Raw genomic sequence first — 20,912 nt, forward strand, 5'->3', positions numbered from 1 at the left:
AATATTAAGTTAGCCTCTGAAACTGGGACATTATTTCAATGATTTTCGCGGCCTATTGGGGCTGTTTTGATAAAAGTAGTAAAAGCTAGGGTTTATAAGGGATGGTAAGAAATGGACCGTCTCAAAATGAATAAAAAGCGTCTCAGTGTGGTTTGAAAGGCTGAGGTTGAAAGTTGTAAAAAATCAATTCACTTAAGTCCAGTAGAATACTTATTTGGACAATGAAGATAGATGGAAAGCATAAAAATGAAAATTCTTGTTACTGGTGGCGCTGGATTTATCGGCTCTGCTGTTGTTCGTTATATCATTAATAATACTCAAGATAGCGTTATTAATGTAGATAAACTCACTTATGCTGGAAATCTTGAGTCCTTAATCAGTGTTGAGTCTAATAAGCGCTATTCATTTGAGAAAGTTGATGTCTGTGACCGCACTGAATTAGATCGTGTTTTCAAAACATACCAACCAGATGCAGTGATGCACTTAGCTGCTGAATCTCACGTTGATCGTTCAATTACTGGGCCATCAGACTTTATTCAAACTAACATAGTTGGTACTTATACAGTGCTTGAAGCGACTCGTGCGTATTGGAATCAGTTGACCGATGAAGCAAAGAAAGCATTTCGTTTTCATCATATTTCAACGGACGAAGTGTATGGCGACTTACCCCATCCTGATGAACAAGAAGGTGAATTACCATTATTTACTGAAACAACGCCTTATGCGCCAAGTAGCCCTTATTCAGCATCTAAAGCATCAAGTGACCACTTAGTACGTGCATGGTTACGCACCTATGGTTTACCGACAATAGTAACCAACTGTTCAAATAATTATGGTCCATATCATTTCCCTGAAAAATTGATTCCATTAGTTATCCTTAATGCGTTGGAAGGTAAAGATTTGCCTATTTATGGCAAGGGAGATCAAATTCGTGATTGGCTATATGTTGAAGATCACGCTCGCGCATTGTATACAGTTGTCACTGCTGGTAAAGTCGGAGAGACTTATAATATTGGCGGTCATAATGAAAAGCAGAACCTAGAAGTCGTGCAGACTATATGCGCTATTTTAGACGACTTAGTGCCGAAAAAAACTAAGTATGTTGAGCAAATAACGTATGTAACGGATAGACCAGGACATGACCGCCGTTATGCTATTGATGCAACTAAAATGAGTTCTGAATTAGACTGGCAACCAGAAGAAACCTTTGAAACGGGACTTCGCAAAACAGTCCTGTGGTATTTAGATAATTTAGAATGGTGTAATAACGTTCAGGACGGTAGTTATCGGCGTGAGCGTTTAGGTGTTTTTACTGGAGATCTAAGTTAATGAAAGGCATTGTACTGGCTGGAGGCTCTGGCTCGCGTCTATATCCCATAACGATGGGGGTTTCTAAGCAACTGCTGCCAGTCTACGACAAACCAATGATTTATTATCCGCTGTCGGTTTTGATGTTGGCTGGGATAAGAGATATTCTTATCATTACTACACCGGAAGATTTGGATAGCTTTAAGCGTCTGTTAGGTGATGGCAGCCAGTTTGGGATTTCCTTAGAATACGCTATGCAACCAAAGCCAGAAGGATTAGCTCAGGCATTCTTAATTGGTGAAGAGTTTATTGGCAATGAGTCAGTATGTTTAGTGTTGGGTGATAATATATTCTGGGGACATGCGTTCTCACCTAAACTGGTGAAAGCCGCAAGTAATGAATCAGGTGCGACAGTATTTGGTTACAAGGTTAAAGATCCGGAGCGTTTTGGTGTCGTTGAATTTGATAGTAATAGCCGTGCTATATCAATAGAAGAAAAGCCACAACAGCCCAAGTCTGATTTTGCGGTAACCGGCCTCTACTTCTATGATAACCATGTTGTTAAGTATGCTAAATGTGTCGAGCCTTCCGAAAGAGGAGAATTAGAGATTACCGCAATCAACGAAATGTATTTGAAGGCAGGTAATCTAAATGTAGAGCTATTGGGGCGGGGGTTTGCGTGGCTTGATACTGGAACTCACGATAGCTTACTAGAGGCGGCAACGTTTGTTGAGACGCTAGAAAAGCGACAAGGATTTAAAATAGCTTGTCTAGAAGAAATAGCCTTTTCGCAAGGTTGGATAGACAAAATTCATCTTCAAGAACGTGCCGCTTTAATGAGTAAAAACAGTTATGGGCAGTACCTGCTAACAATTAAATAGGATTTATGTATGGCATTTTTGACAGAACAAGAATTGGCGGCGTTGAACTTCAAAAGTTTAGGGGGAAATGTCAAGAATCAGTGATAAAGCATCTTTGTATAATACTGAAATGATATCCATTGGTGCTAATTCTAGGATTGATGATTTTTGTCTTATTTCTGGAAATGTTACTATTGGTAGAAACGTTCATATAGCGGCATATTGTAATATTGCAGGTGGGGCTCCTGGTGTTAAGTTTGACGATTTTAGTGGGCTAGCATACGGTTGTCATGTTTTTTCTCAAAGTGACGACTACTCCGGAAAAACGCTTACAAATCCAACAGTCCCTGATAAGTACAAAAGTGAAACATATAAGTCAGTGACCATTGGGCGGCACGTAATTGTTGGAGCTCAAAGTATAATCCTGCCGGGGGCTAATTTAGCAGAGGGGTGTTCCGTTGGAGCAATGAGTATGGTTACAAAGCCAACGAAAAGCTGGGGGATTTATTTCGGCATACCAGCTAAAAGGATTAAAGAACGTTCAAACGATTTACTGAAATTGGAAGAGGGGTACCTAAATGAAAACTGTTAAGTTTAGTGAACCTGCAGTTTTAGGTAGAGAACTTGGATACATTTCTGAAGCGTTAAATAGTAAGAAACTATGTGGAGACGGGCCCTTCACTAAGCGGTGTCAAGAATTTTTTGAGAAAAGATATGGTGTAAAGAAAGCATTGTTAACGACATCGTGCACTGATGCGCTAGAAATGGCTGCAATCTTGCTCGATATTGAAGAGGGGGATGAGGTAATTGCTCCATCCTACACTTTTGTTTCTACAGTTAATGCGTTTGTTCTTCGTGGTGCAAATATCATGTTTGCAGATAGTGAAGAAACATCTCCTAATATTTCTGTGAGTGAAATTGAGCGTTTAATTTCTCCGAAAACTAAAGCGATCGTTGTTGTTCATTATGCGGGTATGGCCTGTGATATGGATGCGATCATGGATCTAGCACAACGGCATGGTATTTCAGTCGTCGAGGATGCAGCGCAAGCGATAGAGGCTACCTATAAGGGCCGCCAACTTGGTACAATTGGTGATTTTGGTACATTTTCTTTTCATGAAACTAAAAATATAGGTTGTGGGGAGGGGGGGGTATTATTTGTCAATAATGAACGCTATATTCAACGGGCTGAAATAATTCGTGAAAAGGGCACGAACCGCGCATCATTCTTTCGTGGTGAGATAAATAAGTACGGTTGGGTAGATAAAGGTTCCTCGTTCCTACCTTCTGAGCTAAATGCTGCGTTTTTATGGGGGCAGTTAGAGAGCCTGGAAGAGATTCAATCAAAGAGAGTCGCTGTATGGGAGCGTTATTATAATAACCTTAACGGCAGATTGAAAAACTTTACATTAGCAAGTTTCGCATCAGAGCAGAGCAATAATGCACATATGTTTTTCTTAGTTGCAAAGATGCCAGAGTGTCGATGCGAGTTGCTTAAGTGCTTGAAGGAAAAGGGGGTTTTGGCTGTGTTTCATTATTTGTCACTTCATAAAAGTGAGTACTATCGAGCCAAGTATAATGGGCCAAAGTTGCCACAATCAGATAGGTATACTGATTGCCTAGTCCGATTGCCTTTGTTCTATTCTCTTAGTTTGGAGCAGGTTGACTATATTTGTGATGTTATTCTTGGTATAGGGGGTGATTGTGAATAAAGTTGTTCACCTGTGTCCGGTAAATAAGTTTATGCCAGCCTTTATTGAATTGATAAACAGTCGTTTATGTTGTGCTCACGAGTTTTTTGTTTATTCCAATGAGGAATACTCAGGAGATGCTGAGAATGTAACATCGCCATTTTATAGTGGTTTTTCATTGTCGAAGTTTTATACGATGGTTAGGTCTATGAATAGAGCTGACATAATCATTATTCATGGACTGTTTGATGTTAAAGTTATGTTTACTTTGGTGTTTATGCCGTGGCTGATCCGAAAGTCAAAGTGGATTGTTTGGGGTGGAGACTTATACGTATGGACGGGTAGATATACCTTTCGAGACAAGCTGTCTTCTGCACTCAAAAAGATAATCGTTCCTAACCTAAACTCAATGATTACCTATGTAAATGGTGATTATGCATACGCAGTGTCGCAATATAGCTCAAAAGCTAAGTTTGAAGAATGCATTGTGTATCCGAGCAATTTTTTTCGCTATGGCTTCGTGGATAAAGCCGTAAATGAAAGTAACATAAATCAAGTCCTTTTAGGAAACTCAGCGGATCCCCAAAATAACCATTTGGAAGCATTAGAAAAACTAAAGTCGATTGACGATGGAATAATGGAACTAACGATACCACTTTCCTATGGTTGTAAAAAAAATGCGGTTATTGTAGCACAAAAAGCGTCAGAAATGTTTGGTGACAGGGTTAGGATTATTAGTGATTTTATGACTCTGGAAGAATATTCCTCTTTACTAGCATCAATTGATTTTGCTGTTTTTTGTCATGACCGTCAGCAAGCAATGGGGAATATCATTACGCTACTTGGAATGGGTAAAACAGTCGTTCTTAAAAGCGGTTTATCGCATTCGAACTTCTTGACCTCTAAAGGGCTTGTATACAAGGATATTGCTTCATTATCCTTAGATTCAATCTCGAGAGAAGAAGGTATTCGCAACTCAGAGATCGTGTCTGCATATTTTAATGAAAGTAACTGTGTAATGCAGCTTAATAGAATATTTGGCGATAACTAGGGATGGATAGAAAGAGTGTATTGTATTTTGCTTTAGGTCCAATAGGAAGTGCAGCGATAAGTCTTATTACGCTGCCATTAATAACGTGGTATTTTTCCATTGAAGACGTAGGTAGGTTTTCACTATTGCAAACCTTCACTGGTTTTGCAACATTGGTGTTCTGTCTTGGCTTTGATCAAGCATTTGTTCGCTCTTTTTACACAAGTAAATTACCTCGGTCTTTATTCCTGAGTGCGTACGTACCACCTTTAATCTTGTATGCTAGTATTGTCACGGTAGCGTTGTATTTCTCTGATGCTCTGGACAGCTTACTCTTTGGGGAAAGTGGGACGCCTGAGCTGCTACAGGTGCTGGTTGTTTGCTGTGGATTATCATTTTCTGTAAGGTTTCTCTCTCTTATTCTCAGAGTAAGCGAAAGAGGGTTAGCATATTCTATTTCCCAGATGTCACCTAAGTTGTTGTTTTTGTTGTTGGTTTTTATTTCGGTTTACTATGTAAATGGCAACTTTATGGCATTGGCTATATCATATATGGCCTCATTGCTTGTAGTGTTTATTGTATTACTTTTTAATAATCGAGATTTTTTGTTTTGTTCGTCAGGTCCCTATAGTTACCTTTTGACAAAAAGTATGTTTGCTTTTGGTTCCCCCTTAATTATATCTAGTGTCGCGTTTTGGGGGCTGACAGTTTCAGATAAAATATTGATCGGCAGGCTATCTAGTTTAACCGAGCTGGGAGTGTACTCGGTTGCTGTAAGTTTTGCTGGTGCAGCTATCGTACTTCAAAGTATATTTTCTACAATTTGGGCTCCCCTGATTTATCGCTGGATTGATAAAGATAATATGGCTAAAGATGAAGTAGCTACACATATTAATATGATGGCTGATTTAATGCTGTTGATTATTGTGCTTGGTGTTTCTTTAGCAGGTAGTTTGTCTTTCGTTTTGGATTACATTCTTCCTGAGCAATATAGTCAAGCAAAGTACGTAATGTTGTCGTGTATGTGTTACCCTTTGTTTTATACACTTTCGGAAGTGACTGTTGTCGGGTTGCATGTAAAAAAACGAACAATAGTTTCGATGCTGATTACTCTGGTATCTTTTATTGTGAACTTATTTGGTAACATTATTCTAATTCCAGAATTTGGTGCAAAAGGTGCGGCATTGAGTACGGCAGTTTCATTTTGGTTATTTCTATTTTTGAGAACGGAATTTAGTTCTAGATATTACAGCAAGCTGCAAAGAATAAAATTGTACTTTATTACGCTTTTAGTGGTATGCCTTACTACGGTTAATTTGTTTTATGGTTCCGCGCAGGTAGCTTGTTTTTCAATTTTATGGTTAGCCATTGGCGTAGTTTATTTATCGCTAAATTATAAAACACTTGCTTATCTTAGACGATAACGTGGAGATGATTAATGATCGATTTTAAAATTTTAGATTGCACCCTTCGTGATGGAGGTTATTACAATGACTGGGACTTCAACGGTGAAGTGCTAACGAATTACTTAAATGCTATCGCGGAATCTGGAATAGAATATGTCGAGCTAGGTTTACGTAACTTCCCTAAAGGTGGCTTTCTTGGGGCATTTGCCTATACGACAGATCGTTATATTAATACGATAGACTTGCCTGATGGGCCAACCTACGGGGTAATGGTCGATGCGAAGACGATTTTAAATAGTGATATGTCAGTAGAGCTGGCAATTGATAGTTTGTTCGCTGATGCTGCTGATAGTAAAGTCAGCTTGGTTCGCGTGGCTGCTCATTTTGGCGAAGTCGAAGCATCTGGGCCCATTGTTAAGCGTTTAAAAGAAAAGGGGTACATTGTAGGTTACAACCTGATGCAAGCTGGTGGCAAACCGACTGAGGTGATTGCAGAAAAAGCGCGAATTGCCGCGAGCTGGAATGTTCTCGATGTATTGTATTTTGCTGACTCGTTGGGCAACATGGACGCAGACGAAGTACGTAGAATCGTCAAAACCCTGCGAACTGAATGGCATGGTGAACTAGGTATTCATACTCATAACAACATGGCTAAAGCTCTGGATAATTGCTTAGCTGCGAAGCATGCCGGCGTGACTTGGTTGGATGTGACAATTACTGGTATGGGGCGTGGCGCAGGTAATGCGCAGACAGAGAACTTGCTTGCGGTTGTTAGTCAAGAAACAGGACGCTATCAGCCTAAGTCTATTTATGAACTAGCTATCCGTGATTTCGAACCAATGCAGAAAAAGTATGGTTGGGGTAGCAATCTGCTTTACTTTATTGGTGCGCAACACAATGTGCATCCAACCTATGTACAGAATTTGTTATCAGACACCCATTACGGGCCTGATGAAATTGTAGGTGTCGTAAAGTATCTTAGCTATTTAAACAACAGCGAGTCATATAGTGATGAGACGTATGCAGCATCACTAATGTTTTCGGCCGCTTCTTCAGAGATATCTGGTAGTAATGCTTTAGCTGGTTCAGCCAAAGGTAAAAACGTTGTTATTTTGGCCAGCGGCCCGTCTCTATTTCGTTACAAGAAGGATATCGAGACATATTTGTCTGCATTGTCGGAAGACAGTCTCGTCATTGCAATTAACACTCTTATTGATTTTGAACAGTACATTGATTACTATTGCTTATCTGGTAATTCAAAGATGTTATCGCAATCAGGAGATTACAGTTCTCTGGGTAAGCCTATTATTCTGCCTGCTCATCGCTTCTCAACTGAGGAATTGGCTGGAATCAAAGCTAACGGTCAAATATTTGATTACGGTGTCGAAGTTAAGTCCGATACCTTCCTCGCCGGAGAGTCTAACTGCATACTACCTTATGACATCACCGCTGGCTATTTGTTCGCACTTTGCGAAAGCATGCAAGCTACGCAAGTTAAACTCATCGGTTTCGATGGTTACAGCAGTGGTGATTCGCGACAATCTGAGATGATTGAGATTTTTTCGAAGGTTAACAGTGCTCATTATACAGCATTAACACCAACAACGTATCCAATTTCACAAGGCTCTATTTATGGTGAAATTTAGCCAATATGATGTCATTGTTTTTGACTGTGATGGGGTTATTCTTGATTCGAATAACCTCAAAATTGACGCCATGCGAGTGGCGCTAGAGAATTTAGCTTACCCTCAATCTGAAGTTGATGCTGCAGTAGGCTATTTCGCAGTCAATTTCGGCAAAAGCCGATTTCATCATATTGCATACTTTGTTGATCATATACTCTCTGGCATTTACGACAGAGAGGCAGCCTATGATGCTTTGCTTTCCGATTACTCTAAAGCTTGCAAACAGTTATACATGACTGCTGAAATGACGGAGAACTTTAACTTAGTATTAGAGAATGTTAGTGCAGCTAAGCATGTTGCCAGCGGATCAGAGCAGGAAGAGTTGCGCCAAGTTTTCGAAGAACGCGGCTTAGCAAGACATTTTGGTTATATTCTTGGCTCTCCAACAGCCAAATCTGAAAACGTCGCACAAATTATTTCTGAATACAAAGAAAAAAAAATACTGATGGTTGGTGATGCGAAGTCAGATTTCGATGCGGCCAGAGTAAATAGTATTGATTTCGCATTTTATGCGCCCTACTCCAATGTGCAAGGGCAAATGTTAAACCACGCCTCAATGTACGGGTTTCCAGTCATACACAGCTTTAAAGAGGTACTCTAATGAATAAAGATAACTACGCAGTTATCATTCCGGCTCGTTTCAAATCTAGCCGTTTTCCAGGGAAGCCATTGGTCGATATCTGTGGTAAACCAATGATACAGCATGTATGGGAGCGTTGTGTTAGTGCTGTAGGACTAGCTAAAGTTTATGTAGCCACTGACGACCATCGAATCTCAGATGCAGCAATGAGTTTTGGCGCTCAAGTTGTCATGACCAGTGATAACTGCTTGACAGGCACCGATCGATTGGCTGAAGCGAATCATACATTGGATTTGGATTTTGTGATTAATGTTCAGGGGGATGAACCGTTGATCAATCCTGATGATATTCGCATGGTACGAGACCGCTTTTTGCAAACGGGTAATATTACCAATGCGATGTGCCGCATTCATAGCAAGGAAGAGTTCTTTAGCTTGACTGTGCCTAAGGTGGTTACATCTAAATCAGGAAAACTGCTTTACATGAGTCGAGGAGGGGTGCCGTTGAATAAAGCAGGCGAGTTCAAAGAGGGCTGGAAACAGGTATGTATTTATGCCTTCTCTCGTGAGCAGTTGAACTTCTTTGCCAGCAATGCAAAGAAAACACCGCTGGAACAGCATGAAGATATTGAGATCCTGCGTTTCTTAGAGAATGATTATCAGATAGATATGGTGCAAGTTGAGTCTGGTTCTATAGCCGTGGATGTGCCAACAGACTTAGATGTCGTTTTACAATTGATGCGAAATGAATCTAAATAGCAGAGTGAGAAGATATTCTTTAGTATATCGACTTTACTTTATCTTGATTAGTATAGCTTTATCTTTAATATACTCTCAGAGATCATTGTATAACGATAGAAATGATACTTTAGCCTATTTTAAACAGTTTTCATGTGAATTTGTTGCTAATCCGAATTGCTATCTTTTTGCTTCTGAATCAATAGCTGTGTTTTTCAATTTTTTTGTCGAAGCAAGTGCTAAAGTGTTGTCAGGGCTACCGCTCGACGCTCTACTTTCTTACAAGTTGTTTCTCTTTCTTTTTGCACTACTAGTAACGTTAAGCGCAGTTGCATTTTCTGTATGTCATGCACGTAATTCTATATTTGTCTTTATGTTGATTTTTCTTGATCCAAGATTTTTTGAATTATCAACTAATACATTAAAGCAAGGCTTGGCTTTTATTGCTATATTAATTTCTTTTGAACTTGCAATGAGAGGTAGTAAATATTCATTACTAGTAAAATTAGTGTCTTCTTTTTCTCATGTCTCGGGTGCAGTAGCCTTTTGTCTTGTTAGAAAGAAAATTAGCTTTCTTTCTATTTTTTGCATTATATTGTTTCTTGTTGTTTTTGAATTTATCGGCGGGCTGTCCTTTTTAGCAAAGTATTTAGACTATGGTAAGTTGCACTATTATTTAGCTCAGTCTGAAGGTGAGATTTATAGCTTTACTAGTGTTTTTTCAATGGTTTATATTTTTGTTATGGTGGCGGCTATTCCACTTTACCTAAAAACAAATGATGTCAAGTTTTTGTCATCATTTAACTTTGCTTTTTTTTGTTTTGTAGCTGCTTTAATAACTTATAAAATTGGTATTGGATATCGTTTTACATTCTACATGGCACCTTTTATTTCTCTTCTTGTTGACCGCTTAATGTGGAATGTTAAATCTCTATATGGGAGTGGCTATTACTACTTTTTTGTTTTTATTGTGCTGGTTGTTTTTGGTTCACGTTTTTTGGGTAATTACAAATTTATAATGGGACATATAGCGGGTTAATTATTATGAAAACACTCCCAGTTTTAATTCTGGTTTTTAATCGAATTGATGCCTTAGCACGACAGATAGCCGTACTAAAAATTTATAAAGCGCAACGAATTTTTATTGCTTGCGATGGTGGTAGACCAGAGAAAGAAGGTGAATTAGAGAACGTTGAAAAAGTTAAGCAAGAGTTGTTACACCTTATTGACTGGCCTTGTGAGATAAAAACCCTTTTCCGTGATGAAAATCTCGGTTGTAAACTTGCCGTGAGTCAAGCTGTGCAATGGTTTTTCGCTCAGGTTGGTGAAGGTATCGTGCTAGAAGATGACTGCATTCCGTCCCCCGCTTTTTTTTCTTATGTTGCCGAAATGCTGGATGTTTACCGCAATGATAAACGTGTGGCAACTATTGGTGGGCGGCGTGAGCTATTAGGTGAAGGGACCCCTAAGTTTTCATCAAAATTTTTTTGCTGGGGTTGGGCGAGTTGGGGCGACCGTATTAATGGAATAGATGTTGAGTTTGGTTATCAAAAGCATCTTCCTGCCAATATAAATACAGAGCTGAGCTTTGCCGAAAAACAGCATGTTAAAGGGATACACAATTTGATGCTGACAGGAATGGTTAATTCTTGGGCATATTCTTATGATCTGTGGTTTCGTGCGCAGGGGCAATTGCATTTAGTGCCCGCCAAAAACTACATATCAAACGTTGGCATCGGCAGTGGCACGCATGACACTAAGCAAAAAGAAGATGGTATTGCCTCACATGACACTTACGACAGTCTAACTGAACTGATTCCAGTGCAGCGTGATGCCGACTACATGCAAGCGTATTTTCGTCAAGTTTATTCACCGTTAAAAATATTACTGTTTCCATTTGTTGGTGATATTAAACGATTCTTAAGAAAGTTGAGCGCATAAGGTGGAATATTTATATTATACTGTTTCACCTGAAGGTGATCTTATTCTAGTTGATAGTAATGGTGGTGCACATAATGCAGATTATTCCTCCTTTGCACACCAGCAATTTGTTAATACTGTCGGGAATAATTACTCTAGTAGTCTGAATGCTTTAGGTGTCAGTGATTATTCGAATGAGATATTTTTACAATATTTTGTTCGCCAACAAGAGTGGAACAATGTTGCTAAAAAACATGTAAAACGACAGGCTGCTAAGGGCAAGAGCTTAAATGAGCGGTTGTGGAATGATTTATTAGTCCGGTCACCAAGATTAAATAAACCATTTAGTATGGGCATGTTTTATACAAAGCTGTTGGTGGCTGCACTAGCAATTTGGTTATTAGTTGTAGCGCGCAAGCTCAAATGCAAGTCTGATGTGCTAGCCCCTAACGCAAAATTATGTGTTGTAAGGTCCAAGGCCAGCTTATCTAAACTGCGTGCCGTAAAAGAGGAGCTTGGACTGACGATCATAAGTGAGGACATAGTATATAAAACGGACCTTATGCCATCAATGTTGTCGTACCTATCATATGGTGCTGTACTTAAAGCATTGCCTATTCTGATATTAGCCACTATTAAAGATGGAAAAGCAATTAATCGTGAGCTTGGCGTGTTATTTGGGGATGACTTACGGTTAGCGATACTAAATACTTACCCTGCTAGAATTGTCCTTAAGTGCTGGTATCAGTATGCCCTCGGTGGAATTGTTGATAAGTCCAATCTAGGTGCTCTTTACACTGGCAATAAAGAAGAATCGCTTTGCAATGGTAGAACAAAAAATTGCTAACCGACAAGCTATAGAGTTGGTGTGTGTTCCTCATGGTTTAGAGTATAGCTTCTTGTTTCCAGGCGGGGTGGCGGGTAATAAGTTTTATTGTACATCACTGAATGCATTAAATAAATTCTCGGAAATTTATCCTCATGTAAAGTCTGTTTTCAGTAATGAACTGCAGGAAAAACTCTATTCGTTGGGTGGATTAGTTAATCTTAATGAGCCTAAACGAATAGTTTTTTTTACCGAGTCGCGTGATGTAGATGTTAACCGTAAAATTATCGAAGACCTGAAAAATGCAGGGTTATCATTTTCACTAAAGTTACACCCTAAAGATGATGAAACTAATTATGCCTGTTTTCCAGATATTGATATCGAGGAAGACTATTCTAGAGCAATTACGAGTGTTATCTGTATAGCTCGAAAATCGACAGTGCTTATTGAGGCATTATTTAATCAATCTTTACCCATTGCTTATATTAGAGATTCAAAAGATACATATTATGTCACTTCGGTTTTTCCATCATTAAATGATGCGTCAATTGTAAAGTGCAATAATTATTTTGAATTATTAGATTTCATAAAGAATAATGCGAGGAAATAATGTTTTCAGAGAAAGTACTACTTATTACCGGTGGAACAGGATCTTTTGGTAATGCGGTTTTGAATCGCTTTTTAGAAACAGATGTTAAAGAAATACGTATTTTTTCCCGTGATGAGAAAAAACAAGATGATATGCGCAAGAAATATAAATCGGATAAATTGAAGTTTTATATCGGTGATGTCCGTGATTATCAAAGCGTGTCTAATGCTATTCGTGGTGTTGATTATATTTATCATGCTGCAGCATTAAAGCAGGTTCCATCTTGTGAGTTTTATCCGTTAGAAGCGGTTAAAACCAACGTGTTGGGCACAGAAAACGTACTTGAGGCCGCTATTCAACACGGTGTTGAAAGAGTTGTTTGTTTAAGTACAGACAAAGCTGTTTACCCCATTAATGCGATGGGGATCTCTAAGGCAATGATGGAAAAAGTGATTGTTGCAAAATCTCGTAATGTGCCCAAAGGCATGACGATCTGTACCACTCGCTACGGTAATGTGATGGCTTCACGCGGCAGTGTTATCCCTCTTTTCTGTCGTCAAATTATTGAAGGTAAATCGTTAACGGTAACTGATCCCAACATGACCCGTTTTATGATGACTTTAGACGATGCTGTAGACTTGGTTCTACATGCATTTGAATACGGCGATAACGGTGATATTTTTGTCCAAAAAGCGCCAGGTGCGACCATCGATGTGCTGACCAAAGCTATCTTTAACATTATGGATAAGCCTAATCATGAAGTGAATGTGATTGGTACACGCCATGGTGAGAAGTTGTATGAAGCACTTTGTAGTCGTGAAGAAATGTTTGTCGCTGAAGATCAAGGCGGCTATTATCGCATTCCTGCTGACAATCGTGATTTGAACTATGCGCAGTATATGGAAGAAGGCGAGAAAGACCTTTCTGTCGTTGAAGATTATAACTCGCATAATACCGAGCGTTTAGATGTCGCTGGAATGGAAGCATTACTGCTTAAGTTAGATTTTATGCGCGAGATTAAAGCTGGCAACTTAAATGTACCAGAGGGCGTATAGCATGAATATTGTCGTTACGGGGGCAAATGGTTTTATCGGTAAAAACCTCTGCACCATGCTCGCTGAACAAGGCTATACCGATTTAATTAAAGTTGACATTGAAACTTCTCGTGATGAGCTCGCTGGCTATTTGCAGTCTGCTGACTTTGTGTATCATCTTGCTGGTATTAACGGCCAAAAGATGACTCTGAGTTTCAAGAAGGTAATGCGCATCTAACAACGTTTATTGTTGATGAATTGCGTAAAGCAGGCAAGCGTACACCGATAATGGTGAGCTCTTCGATTCAAGCAGAACACGACAATCCCTATGGCACGAGTAAGGCTCAAGCTGAACAAGCTTTAGTTGAATATAGCTCTGAAACTGCGGCTGATTATTATATTTACCGCTTTCCAAATGTATTTGGTAAATGGTGCCGACCAAACTATAACTCTTTTGTTGCTACCTTTTGTCACAACATCGTAAACGATATTGAAATAACGATAGATAACCCTGAAGCCCCTGTTACCTTGGTTTACATAGATGATGTTTGTGCAGAGTTAGTTTCTTTACTATCGAGTAAGAAAGAGACAGGTTTAAATTTTGTTAAGCCTGAATACCCGACTACTGTTGGCGATGTTGCGAAGCAGTTACGCGCATTCAAAGCTAGCAGAGAAAACTTAGTGACTGAAAATGTCGGTACTGGGTTAACCCGTACACTTTATTCTACTTACCTAAGTTATTTTTCGCCTTCACAGTTCAGTTATACCGTACCAAGCTATGGTGATGAACGTGGTGTTTTCTGTGAAATGCTTAAAACAAAGGAATCGGGGCAATTTTCTTTTTTTACTGCTCATCCTGGCATCACTCGTGGTGGCCATTATCACCATTCTAAGAATGAGAAGTTTTTGGTTATCAAAGGTAAGGCTCTGTTTAAATTTGAACAAATCATTACTGGCGAGCGTTATGAATTAGTCGTTGATGCTATTCGTCCCGAAATTGTTGAGACGGTGCCTGGTTGGTCTCACGATGTCACGAATGTGGGCTGCGATGAATTAGTTGTAATGCTGTGGGCAAATGAGATTTTTGACCGAGAAGCCCCCGATACGATTGCCAAGCCACTTTAAGAGCGACTATTGAAATGAAAAAATTAAAAGTTATGTCTGTGGTCGGTACTCGACCTGAAATTATTCGCCTGTCACGCGTTTTAGCTAAGCTAGATGAGCACTGTGAACATATTTTAGTCCACACTGGCCAAAATTATGACTTCGAGCTTAATGAAGTTTTCTTTAATGACTTGGGTGTGCGTAAGCCTGACTACTTTCTTAGTGCGGCAGGTAAAAATGCAGCGGAAACGATTGGGCAAGTCATCATTAAAGTTGACCAGGTGCTCGAAGAAGTAGAGCCTGATGCCATGTTAGTGCTAGGCGATACCAACTCGTGCATTTCAGCTTTACCGGCTAAACGTCGTAAAGTACCTATCTTTCATATGGAAGCAGGTAACCGTTGTTTTGACCAACGTGTTCCAGAAGAGACAAATCGCCGTATAGTGGATCATACTTCAGATATAAACCTTACCTATAGCAGCATTGCTCGCGATTACTTGCTTGCCGAAGGTTTGCCTGCTGATCGTGTTATAAAAACAGGCAGCCCGATGTTTGAAGTGCTGAATCACTATATGCCGCAGATTGATGCCTCTGATGTATTAACCCGATTGGGTCTCGAAAAAGGTCAGTTTTTTGTTGTGAGTGCCCATCGTGAAGAGAATGTCGACTCACCTAAGCAACTAGCAAAGTTAGCTGAGACCTTGAATACGGTCGCTGAGCATTATGGTCTGCCTGTTATTGTCTCAACACACCCTGAACGCGTAATCGAATTGAAGCGCAAGGTTTGCAGTTCCATCCGAATGTTCAATTACTGAAACCGCTGGGATTCCATGATTATAATCACCTGCAAAAGAGTGCAAAGGCAGCCCTTTCAGACAGCGGCACGATTAATGAAGAATCTTCAATTATGAATTTCCCTGCGCTTAATTTGCGTGAAGCCCACGAGCGACCAGAAGGTATGGAAGAAGCATCCGTTATGATGGTTGGCTTAGGCGTTGAGCGGGTGATGCAAGGTTTACAGATTTTGGAGTCACAGCCATCAGGTGATGAGCGACTGCTTCGACCAGTTTACGATTACAGCATGCCTAATGTATCTGATAAGGTTGTCCGGATACTTCATTCGTATACTGACTATGTTAAACGTGTTGTTTGGAAGGAATACTAACCAGTGCGTATAGCTATGTTTCCAGACGATTATTTGCCCGATAGTACGCTTGTTCATGCTAAAATGTTCCATGAACTAGCCATTGAATTAAAAAGACTAGGTCATGAAGCAATAATTATTACCCCTAGTCATGGAAAGCAAGCTGAACATTTGAAAATTGATTTTATTGATGATATTGAAGTTTGGCGTTTTAGAAACCCACCGATGCGAGGGCAAGGTAAAATAAAAAGGCTCATTAGTGAGTCTTTATTATCTTATAATTCATATAGAGCGTTGAAAAATTTTGATAAGCTTGGTACATTTGATGCGTGCATTAATTACTCCCCCTCTATATTTTTTGGTGCGTTAATGCACTGGTTTAAAAAAAAACAGAACGCTTACATTTACCTTATTTTAAGAGATATATTTCCTCAATGGGTAATTGATGAAGGAATTATTTCCCCTAAATCTCCTTTAGCATATTATTTTCGTTTTTTCGAAAAATTAAACTACAAGTCTGCTAACTCAATAGGGCTTATGTCGCAAGCAAATATAGACTACTTTTCGAAATTTTATCCACATATAAGTAATTTGCAAGTTTTAAGAAATTGGGCAGATATTACCCCTTATAATTCTTCATTGGATAGGAATATTCGGAAAGAGTTTAGCTTAGAAAATAAAGTTATCTTTTTTTATGGAGGTAATATTGGTCATGCTCAAGATATGGGCAATATTTTACGTTTAGTTAAAAAAATGAAGGTACATAAAAATGCTCATTTTTTGTTAGTAGGGCAAGGTGACGAAGTAGATTTAGTTTTGAAAACTAAGTTAAGGGATAATCTTGATAATATTACTTTCCTACCGTCTGTTAACCAAGATCAATATAAACAATTATTACTCCAAGTTGATGTTGGATTATTTTCTTTAGCAAAAACGCATAAAGCACATAATTTCCCGGGTAAATTATTAGGTTATATGGTGCAATCTTTACCTATTTTAGGAAGTGTGAATGAAGGGAATGATCTAATTAAATTTATTAATGATGAAGGAGCTGGTAATGCTTTCGTTAATGGTGAAGATGAAAATTTATTTAATGCGGCAGTTTTATTATTTAAAAATAAAAGTTATCGAATAGCTGCTGGGTTACAGGCAAATAGAGTATTAAAAGAAAGCTTTTCAGTTGAAGCGGCTGCAGCTCAGTTAATTGAAACTATAGGAAAAAAATGACAATGAAAGTTCTGATGACGGGAGGAACTGGATTTCTCGGTTCTCACTTATTACGTGCTATAGAAAGTCAATTTTCAATAGTAATGGTAGGAAGGACTAAACCGAAAAGTTATGATGGTTGTTTTTTAAACTACGAATTAGAGGCGCAAGATTTATCTTATTTAAATATTGCTGATATAGATGTTGTAATTCATTCAGCAGCTAGAGTTCATATAATGGATGATACTGCAGATAATCCATTACGTGCTTTCACTTTATCAAATACTGATGGTACATTACGTTTAGCAAAATATGCTGCAAAATCGGGAGTTAAACGATTTATTTTTATTAGTTCTATTAAAGTAAATGGTGAGTCAACAGCGCTGGGCTTACCATTTAAACCAGATGATCCTTTTGTCCCGACTGACCCTTATGGCTTAAGTAAGTATGAAGCCGAATTAGGATTGCTTAAAATAGCTGAGCAAACTGGTATGGAAGTGGTCATTATTCGCCCTCCATTAGTTTATGGGCCTGGTGTTAAGGCTAACTTTGCTTCTTTACTAAATTTAGTTTCTAAAGGGCTACCTCTTCCGTTTGCTTGTATTAACAAAAATAAGCGCAGTTTGGTGTCAGTCAACAATTTAGTTGATTTGATTGTTACTTGTATTGATCACCCTAAAGCAGCTAATCAAGTATTTTTAGTCTCAGATGATCATGATATATCTACTGCTGATATGATACGTCATATGGGGAAAGCATTAGGGAAACCAAGTCGCATGTTACCTATTCCTTTATGGTGCTATCATTTAGCTGGTAAATTTTTTGGCAAACAAGATGTCGTGGATCGTCTAGTCGGATCACTACAGGTTGATATTACCCACACTAAAGAAACATTAAATTGGGCTCCTCCGCAATCATTAGAGGATGGCTTTAAAGAAACTGCCGAAGCCTTTCTACAAAGTAAAAATAAATAGAGTATATTGTATGATCCGTATTATAGATTTCCTAGCCGCTTTCTTCGGTTTATTATTCCTTTGGCCAATATTGCTTATTGTCACTATTATTGGCTTGTTCGATACTGGTTCTCCGATTTTTGTGCAAACTCGTGTTGGGCGAAATCAAAAACCTTTTAAGCTCATTAAGTTTCGTACCATGAGTGTTGAGACGAAATCTGTTGCTAGTCATCTAGCGAATAACGCATCTATTACTAAGTTAGGTAATTTTTTGCGTAAAACGAAGATTGATGAATTGCCGCAATTGATTAATGTGGTTAAAGGTGAGATGAGTTTAGTCGGGCCTCGTCCAAATTTATTCAATCAAGAAGAGTTAATTGTTGAGCGCGATAGTCGCGGTGTTTATCGTGTGTTACCTGGAATTACTGGGCTTGCGCAAGTGCAAAATATCGATATGTCTACGCCAAAGCTTCTCGCTGAAACAGATAAGCAGATGATAGATACACTTACCCTTAAGCATTATTTTAAATATATAATGATGACCGTTACTGGTAGCGGATCAGGTGATGCGGTTAAATAGCTTTACCTATAATATTGCTATACTACTTCAAGATGTAAAATCTGCAATGAAAATAGAGTCTAACAAAGCATTTTGAGGTAACATGGCTATAATATCACTTGGTGATTGTGACTTATAAGTGATGTTGTTTATAAATCATTGATATTCATCCCCTGTTTTAATTTATCATATTCATGACGTTTTATTTGGAGCGAGATATGTCTTTATTTCAAGATCTATTTAGGTTGAAACGCGCTCAAAAACGAGTTGTTAGTCTGTTGATTGATACATTGTTTTTGTGTGTGGCATATTGGTTGGCACTGTTCGTTCGAACGGATGATTTTTCTGTGCTGTTAAATGGTCAATACTGGTTATTACTTCTTATTTTAATTCCTATCAGTTTAATTGCATTTGCCAAGTTGGGCTTATACCGTGCTGTATTACGTTATATGGGGTTGCAAGCGCTTAGTGCAATTGCTATGGGGGTTTTTCTTTCTACTCTCACTTTGATTTTTCTTGCCTATTATCTTGATGCGCACCTACCACGTACGGTACCCGTTATTTTTGCTGCGTTTTCGCTGGTTTTTATCGGTGGAACTCGTGCAACTATTCGTTCGTTGGTTGAGTCGGGCATAAAGCGTGTTGGTGAGCCTGTTATTATTTACGGTGCAGGTGTCAGTGGACGGCAGTTGCTCTCTTCGCTTGTCTTAAGTCATGAATACTACCCCTTTGCCTTTGTTGATGATGATGTAAGCTTACATGGGCGCGTTATTGAAGGGGTGCATGTCCATTCGCCTTCCATTATTCGTAAACTGATTGAGCAAAAGGCAGCGACAAAAGTACTGTTAGCTATACCAAGCGCATCTAGAGCGCGCCGCCAAGAAATTCTTACTAAGCTAGAGCCATTGGCTGTACAGGTGCTTACCTTACCTTCGATGGCGGATTTGGTCTGTGGCAATAAGCTTTATAGCGATATTAAAGAAGTTGAAATTGATGATTTATTGGGGCGAGATCCCGTAGCTCCACGAGGAGACCTGTTAGCTGCTAATATTCGCGATAAAGTGGTTATGGTGACAGGAGCGGGTGGTTCGATCGGTTCCGAATTGTGCCGTCAAATATTAAAACAGTCGCCTAAAAAACTGGTGCTTTTTGAATTGTCAGAATTTGCGCTTTATGCCATTGAGCGCGAATTAGTTGCGACGGCTTCACAGCTTGGTTTAGACGTTAGAATTTTACCCATGATGGGGTCGGTACAGCGAGAGAATCGTGTTAGAGGGGTGATGCAGGCTTTTGGTGTGCAAACCGTTTATCATGCTGCGGCCTACAAACATGTTCCACTTGTTGAGCATAATGTGATAGAGGGGATTCGAAATAATGTATTTGGTACGCTATATACCGCTCGCGCTGCCATTGAAAGTAATGTTGAAACTTTTGTACTAATTTCTACCGACAAGGCTGTTCGTCCGACCAATGTAATGGGGGCGACTAAACGGATGGCTGAGTTGGCTTTGCAAGCATTTGCGAATGAAAAAAATAAAACGCGTTTCTGTATGGTTCGTTTTGGTAATGTGCTTGGCTCTTCAGGTTCTGTGGTTCCGGTGTTTAGAGCGCAAATTGCTAGTGGTGGCCCGGTTACGGTGACACATCCTGAAATCACCCGTTTCTTTATGACTATCCCTGAAGCTTCGCAGTTAGTTATCCAAGCTGGTGCGATGGGACGCGGAGGTGATGTTTTTGTGCTTGATATGGGCAAATCGGTAAAAATTGTTGATTTAGCAGCTAAAATGATTCATTTAAGTGGTTTTGAAGTCAAGAGTGATACCAACCCTGAAGGGGATATTGCCATTGAATATAGTGGGTTACGTCCTGGGGAGAAACTCTATGAAGAGTTGTTGATTGGTGATGATGTCACTGGGACAGAGCACGAACGCATTATGACTGCTAATGAAACCTATTTGCCTTGGTCAGAATATTCAAAAATAATTGAACGGTTGGATAATGCTTGCCATACATTTGACCATGAAGCCATTCGACATATTTTGCTGAATACGCCAACCGGATTCAATCCAACCGATGGGATTTGTGATTTACTTTACCAGCAACATAAAAAAATTTTTGAAGCGAAAAAAAATGTTGTTAACTTAGCTGTTAAGTAACTTTTATTCCCATTTACCTTTAGCGTAAATGACAAGAGTGTTTTTTAATCATGCTGTTGTTATTTGAGTTGCTTAGTGGATCTATTTGTTTTTAGTAACTACGGTGATATTTGCTAGGTGTAAT

20 protein-coding genes and 1 pseudogene are annotated in these 20,912 nt (G+C 39.1%); all 21 read left to right on the forward strand.

Features of this window, described 5'->3' with window-relative positions; translation table 11 throughout:
• Nucleotides 1-246 precede the first annotated feature (246 nt).
• A complete protein-coding gene (rfbB, locus tag AB2N10_RS15205; protein ID WP_354623217.1) occupies nucleotides 247-1,329 on the forward strand; it encodes a dTDP-glucose 4,6-dehydratase in 1,083 nt (360 codons plus the stop codon).
• Entirely contained in the window at nucleotides 1,329-2,189 is an 861-nt protein-coding gene (gene rfbA, locus AB2N10_RS15210; RefSeq protein ID WP_369434048.1) for a glucose-1-phosphate thymidylyltransferase RfbA, read from the forward strand. Before rfbB ends, rfbA begins: the two co-directional genes overlap by 1 nt.
• Before the next feature lie 67 nt (nucleotides 2,190-2,256).
• Nucleotides 2,257-2,760: an acyltransferase gene (locus AB2N10_RS15215; protein ID WP_369434049.1), complete on the forward strand. Its 504-nt coding sequence runs from the start codon at nucleotides 2,257-2,259 to the stop codon at nucleotides 2,758-2,760.
• On the forward strand, nucleotides 2,747-3,880 hold the full coding sequence (rffA, locus tag AB2N10_RS15220) for a dTDP-4-amino-4,6-dideoxygalactose transaminase (protein ID WP_354623220.1): 1,134 nt from the start codon (nucleotides 2,747-2,749) through the stop codon (nucleotides 3,878-3,880). The genes AB2N10_RS15215 and rffA overlap by 14 nt, the downstream gene beginning before the upstream one ends.
• Nucleotides 3,873-4,910, forward strand: a complete 1,038-nt coding sequence (locus AB2N10_RS15225) for a TDP-N-acetylfucosamine:lipid II N-acetylfucosaminyltransferase (RefSeq protein ID WP_354623221.1) — start codon at nucleotides 3,873-3,875, stop codon at nucleotides 4,908-4,910. Before rffA ends, AB2N10_RS15225 begins: the two co-directional genes overlap by 8 nt.
• Before the next feature lie 2 nt (nucleotides 4,911-4,912).
• The gene (locus tag AB2N10_RS15230) at nucleotides 4,913-6,313 is read left to right on the forward strand and encodes an oligosaccharide flippase family protein (RefSeq protein ID WP_354623222.1); all 1,401 of its coding nucleotides are present in this window, start codon (nucleotides 4,913-4,915) and stop codon (nucleotides 6,311-6,313) included.
• Nucleotides 6,314-6,327: 14 nt separating this feature from the next.
• Entirely contained in the window at nucleotides 6,328-7,941 is a 1,614-nt protein-coding gene (locus AB2N10_RS15235) for an aldolase catalytic domain-containing protein (RefSeq protein WP_354623223.1), read from the forward strand.
• Complete coding sequence (locus AB2N10_RS15240) at nucleotides 7,928-8,581, forward strand: HAD hydrolase-like protein (RefSeq protein ID WP_354623224.1); 654 nt, start codon at nucleotides 7,928-7,930, stop codon at nucleotides 8,579-8,581. The genes AB2N10_RS15235 and AB2N10_RS15240 overlap by 14 nt, the downstream gene beginning before the upstream one ends.
• Entirely contained in the window at nucleotides 8,581-9,318 is a 738-nt protein-coding gene (gene kdsB, locus AB2N10_RS15245; RefSeq protein WP_354623226.1) for a 3-deoxy-manno-octulosonate cytidylyltransferase, read from the forward strand. The genes AB2N10_RS15240 and kdsB overlap by 1 nt, the downstream gene beginning before the upstream one ends.
• A gap of 85 nt (nucleotides 9,319-9,403) precedes the next feature.
• Nucleotides 9,404-10,336 carry an EpsG family protein gene (locus tag AB2N10_RS15250; protein ID WP_354623227.1) on the forward strand — a complete coding sequence of 311 codons (933 nt, stop codon included), beginning with the start codon at nucleotides 9,404-9,406 and terminating at the stop codon, nucleotides 10,334-10,336.
• A 5-nt stretch (nucleotides 10,337-10,341) separates the two neighbouring features.
• On the forward strand, nucleotides 10,342-11,238 hold the full coding sequence (locus AB2N10_RS15255) for a hypothetical protein (RefSeq protein WP_354623228.1): 897 nt from the start codon (nucleotides 10,342-10,344) through the stop codon (nucleotides 11,236-11,238).
• Between the two features lies 1 nt (nucleotide 11,239).
• The gene (locus AB2N10_RS15260) at nucleotides 11,240-12,064 is read left to right on the forward strand and encodes a hypothetical protein (RefSeq protein WP_369434050.1); all 825 of its coding nucleotides are present in this window, start codon (nucleotides 11,240-11,242) and stop codon (nucleotides 12,062-12,064) included.
• Nucleotides 12,042-12,653, forward strand: coding sequence for a hypothetical protein (locus AB2N10_RS15265; protein WP_369434051.1), 612 nt, complete (start codon nucleotides 12,042-12,044; stop codon nucleotides 12,651-12,653). The genes AB2N10_RS15260 and AB2N10_RS15265 overlap by 23 nt, the downstream gene beginning before the upstream one ends.
• Nucleotides 12,653-13,687, forward strand: a complete 1,035-nt coding sequence (locus tag AB2N10_RS15270; protein ID WP_354623231.1) for a polysaccharide biosynthesis protein — start codon at nucleotides 12,653-12,655, stop codon at nucleotides 13,685-13,687. The genes AB2N10_RS15265 and AB2N10_RS15270 overlap by 1 nt, the downstream gene beginning before the upstream one ends.
• A gap of 1 nt (nucleotide 13,688) precedes the next feature.
• The gene (locus tag AB2N10_RS15275; protein ID WP_369434052.1) at nucleotides 13,689-13,904 is read left to right on the forward strand and encodes an NAD-dependent epimerase/dehydratase family protein; all 216 of its coding nucleotides are present in this window, start codon (nucleotides 13,689-13,691) and stop codon (nucleotides 13,902-13,904) included.
• A 20-nt stretch (nucleotides 13,905-13,924) separates the two neighbouring features.
• Entirely contained in the window at nucleotides 13,925-14,791 is an 867-nt protein-coding gene (locus AB2N10_RS15280) for an NAD-dependent epimerase/dehydratase family protein (protein WP_369434053.1), read from the forward strand.
• Between the two features lie 14 nt (nucleotides 14,792-14,805).
• A pseudogene (wecB, locus tag AB2N10_RS15285) lies at nucleotides 14,806-15,935 on the forward strand (non-hydrolyzing UDP-N-acetylglucosamine 2-epimerase).
• 3 nt (nucleotides 15,936-15,938) lie between these two features.
• Nucleotides 15,939-17,141, forward strand: a complete 1,203-nt coding sequence (locus tag AB2N10_RS15290) for a glycosyltransferase family 4 protein (protein WP_369434054.1) — start codon at nucleotides 15,939-15,941, stop codon at nucleotides 17,139-17,141.
• Nucleotides 17,138-18,094, forward strand: a complete 957-nt coding sequence (locus tag AB2N10_RS15295) for a UDP-glucose 4-epimerase family protein (protein WP_369434055.1) — start codon at nucleotides 17,138-17,140, stop codon at nucleotides 18,092-18,094. The genes AB2N10_RS15290 and AB2N10_RS15295 overlap by 4 nt, the downstream gene beginning before the upstream one ends.
• Nucleotides 18,095-18,104: 10 nt before the next feature.
• Nucleotides 18,105-18,653 carry a sugar transferase gene (locus AB2N10_RS15300; RefSeq protein ID WP_354623237.1) on the forward strand — a complete coding sequence of 183 codons (549 nt, stop codon included), beginning with the start codon at nucleotides 18,105-18,107 and terminating at the stop codon, nucleotides 18,651-18,653.
• 197 nt (nucleotides 18,654-18,850) lie between these two features.
• Nucleotides 18,851-20,788: a nucleoside-diphosphate sugar epimerase/dehydratase gene (locus AB2N10_RS15305; protein WP_354623238.1), complete on the forward strand. Its 1,938-nt coding sequence runs from the start codon at nucleotides 18,851-18,853 to the stop codon at nucleotides 20,786-20,788.
• The last annotated feature ends 124 nt before the right edge of the window (nucleotides 20,789-20,912 follow it).

This window comes from Psychromonas sp. MME1, assembly GCF_041080865.1.
Lineage (GTDB): Bacteria > Pseudomonadota > Gammaproteobacteria > Enterobacterales > Psychromonadaceae > Psychromonas.

Coding starts and splice junctions, on each gene's coding strand:
- AB2N10_RS15255 (WP_354623228.1), top strand. CDS start 10,342: ATGAAAACACTCCCAGTTTTAATTCTGGTTTTTAATCGAATTGATGCC.
- AB2N10_RS15235 (WP_354623223.1), top strand. CDS start 6,328: ATGATCGATTTTAAAATTTTAGATTGCACCCTTCGTGATGGAGGTTAT.
- AB2N10_RS15265 (WP_369434051.1), top strand. CDS start 12,042: ATGGTAGAACAAAAAATTGCTAACCGACAAGCTATAGAGTTGGTGTGT.
- kdsB (WP_354623226.1), top strand. CDS start 8,581: ATGAATAAAGATAACTACGCAGTTATCATTCCGGCTCGTTTCAAATCT.
- AB2N10_RS15305 (WP_354623238.1), top strand. CDS start 18,851: ATGTCTTTATTTCAAGATCTATTTAGGTTGAAACGCGCTCAAAAACGA.
- AB2N10_RS15275 (WP_369434052.1), top strand. CDS start 13,689: ATGAATATTGTCGTTACGGGGGCAAATGGTTTTATCGGTAAAAACCTC.
- AB2N10_RS15300 (WP_354623237.1), top strand. CDS start 18,105: ATGATCCGTATTATAGATTTCCTAGCCGCTTTCTTCGGTTTATTATTC.
- AB2N10_RS15270 (WP_354623231.1), top strand. CDS start 12,653: ATGTTTTCAGAGAAAGTACTACTTATTACCGGTGGAACAGGATCTTTT.
- rfbB (WP_354623217.1), top strand. CDS start 247: ATGAAAATTCTTGTTACTGGTGGCGCTGGATTTATCGGCTCTGCTGTT.
- rffA (WP_354623220.1), top strand. CDS start 2,747: ATGAAAACTGTTAAGTTTAGTGAACCTGCAGTTTTAGGTAGAGAACTT.
- AB2N10_RS15240 (WP_354623224.1), top strand. CDS start 7,928: ATGGTGAAATTTAGCCAATATGATGTCATTGTTTTTGACTGTGATGGG.
- AB2N10_RS15295 (WP_369434055.1), top strand. CDS start 17,138: ATGACAATGAAAGTTCTGATGACGGGAGGAACTGGATTTCTCGGTTCT.
- rfbA (WP_369434048.1), top strand. CDS start 1,329: ATGAAAGGCATTGTACTGGCTGGAGGCTCTGGCTCGCGTCTATATCCC.
- AB2N10_RS15215 (WP_369434049.1), top strand. CDS start 2,257: ATGTCAAGAATCAGTGATAAAGCATCTTTGTATAATACTGAAATGATA.
- AB2N10_RS15230 (WP_354623222.1), top strand. CDS start 4,913: ATGGATAGAAAGAGTGTATTGTATTTTGCTTTAGGTCCAATAGGAAGT.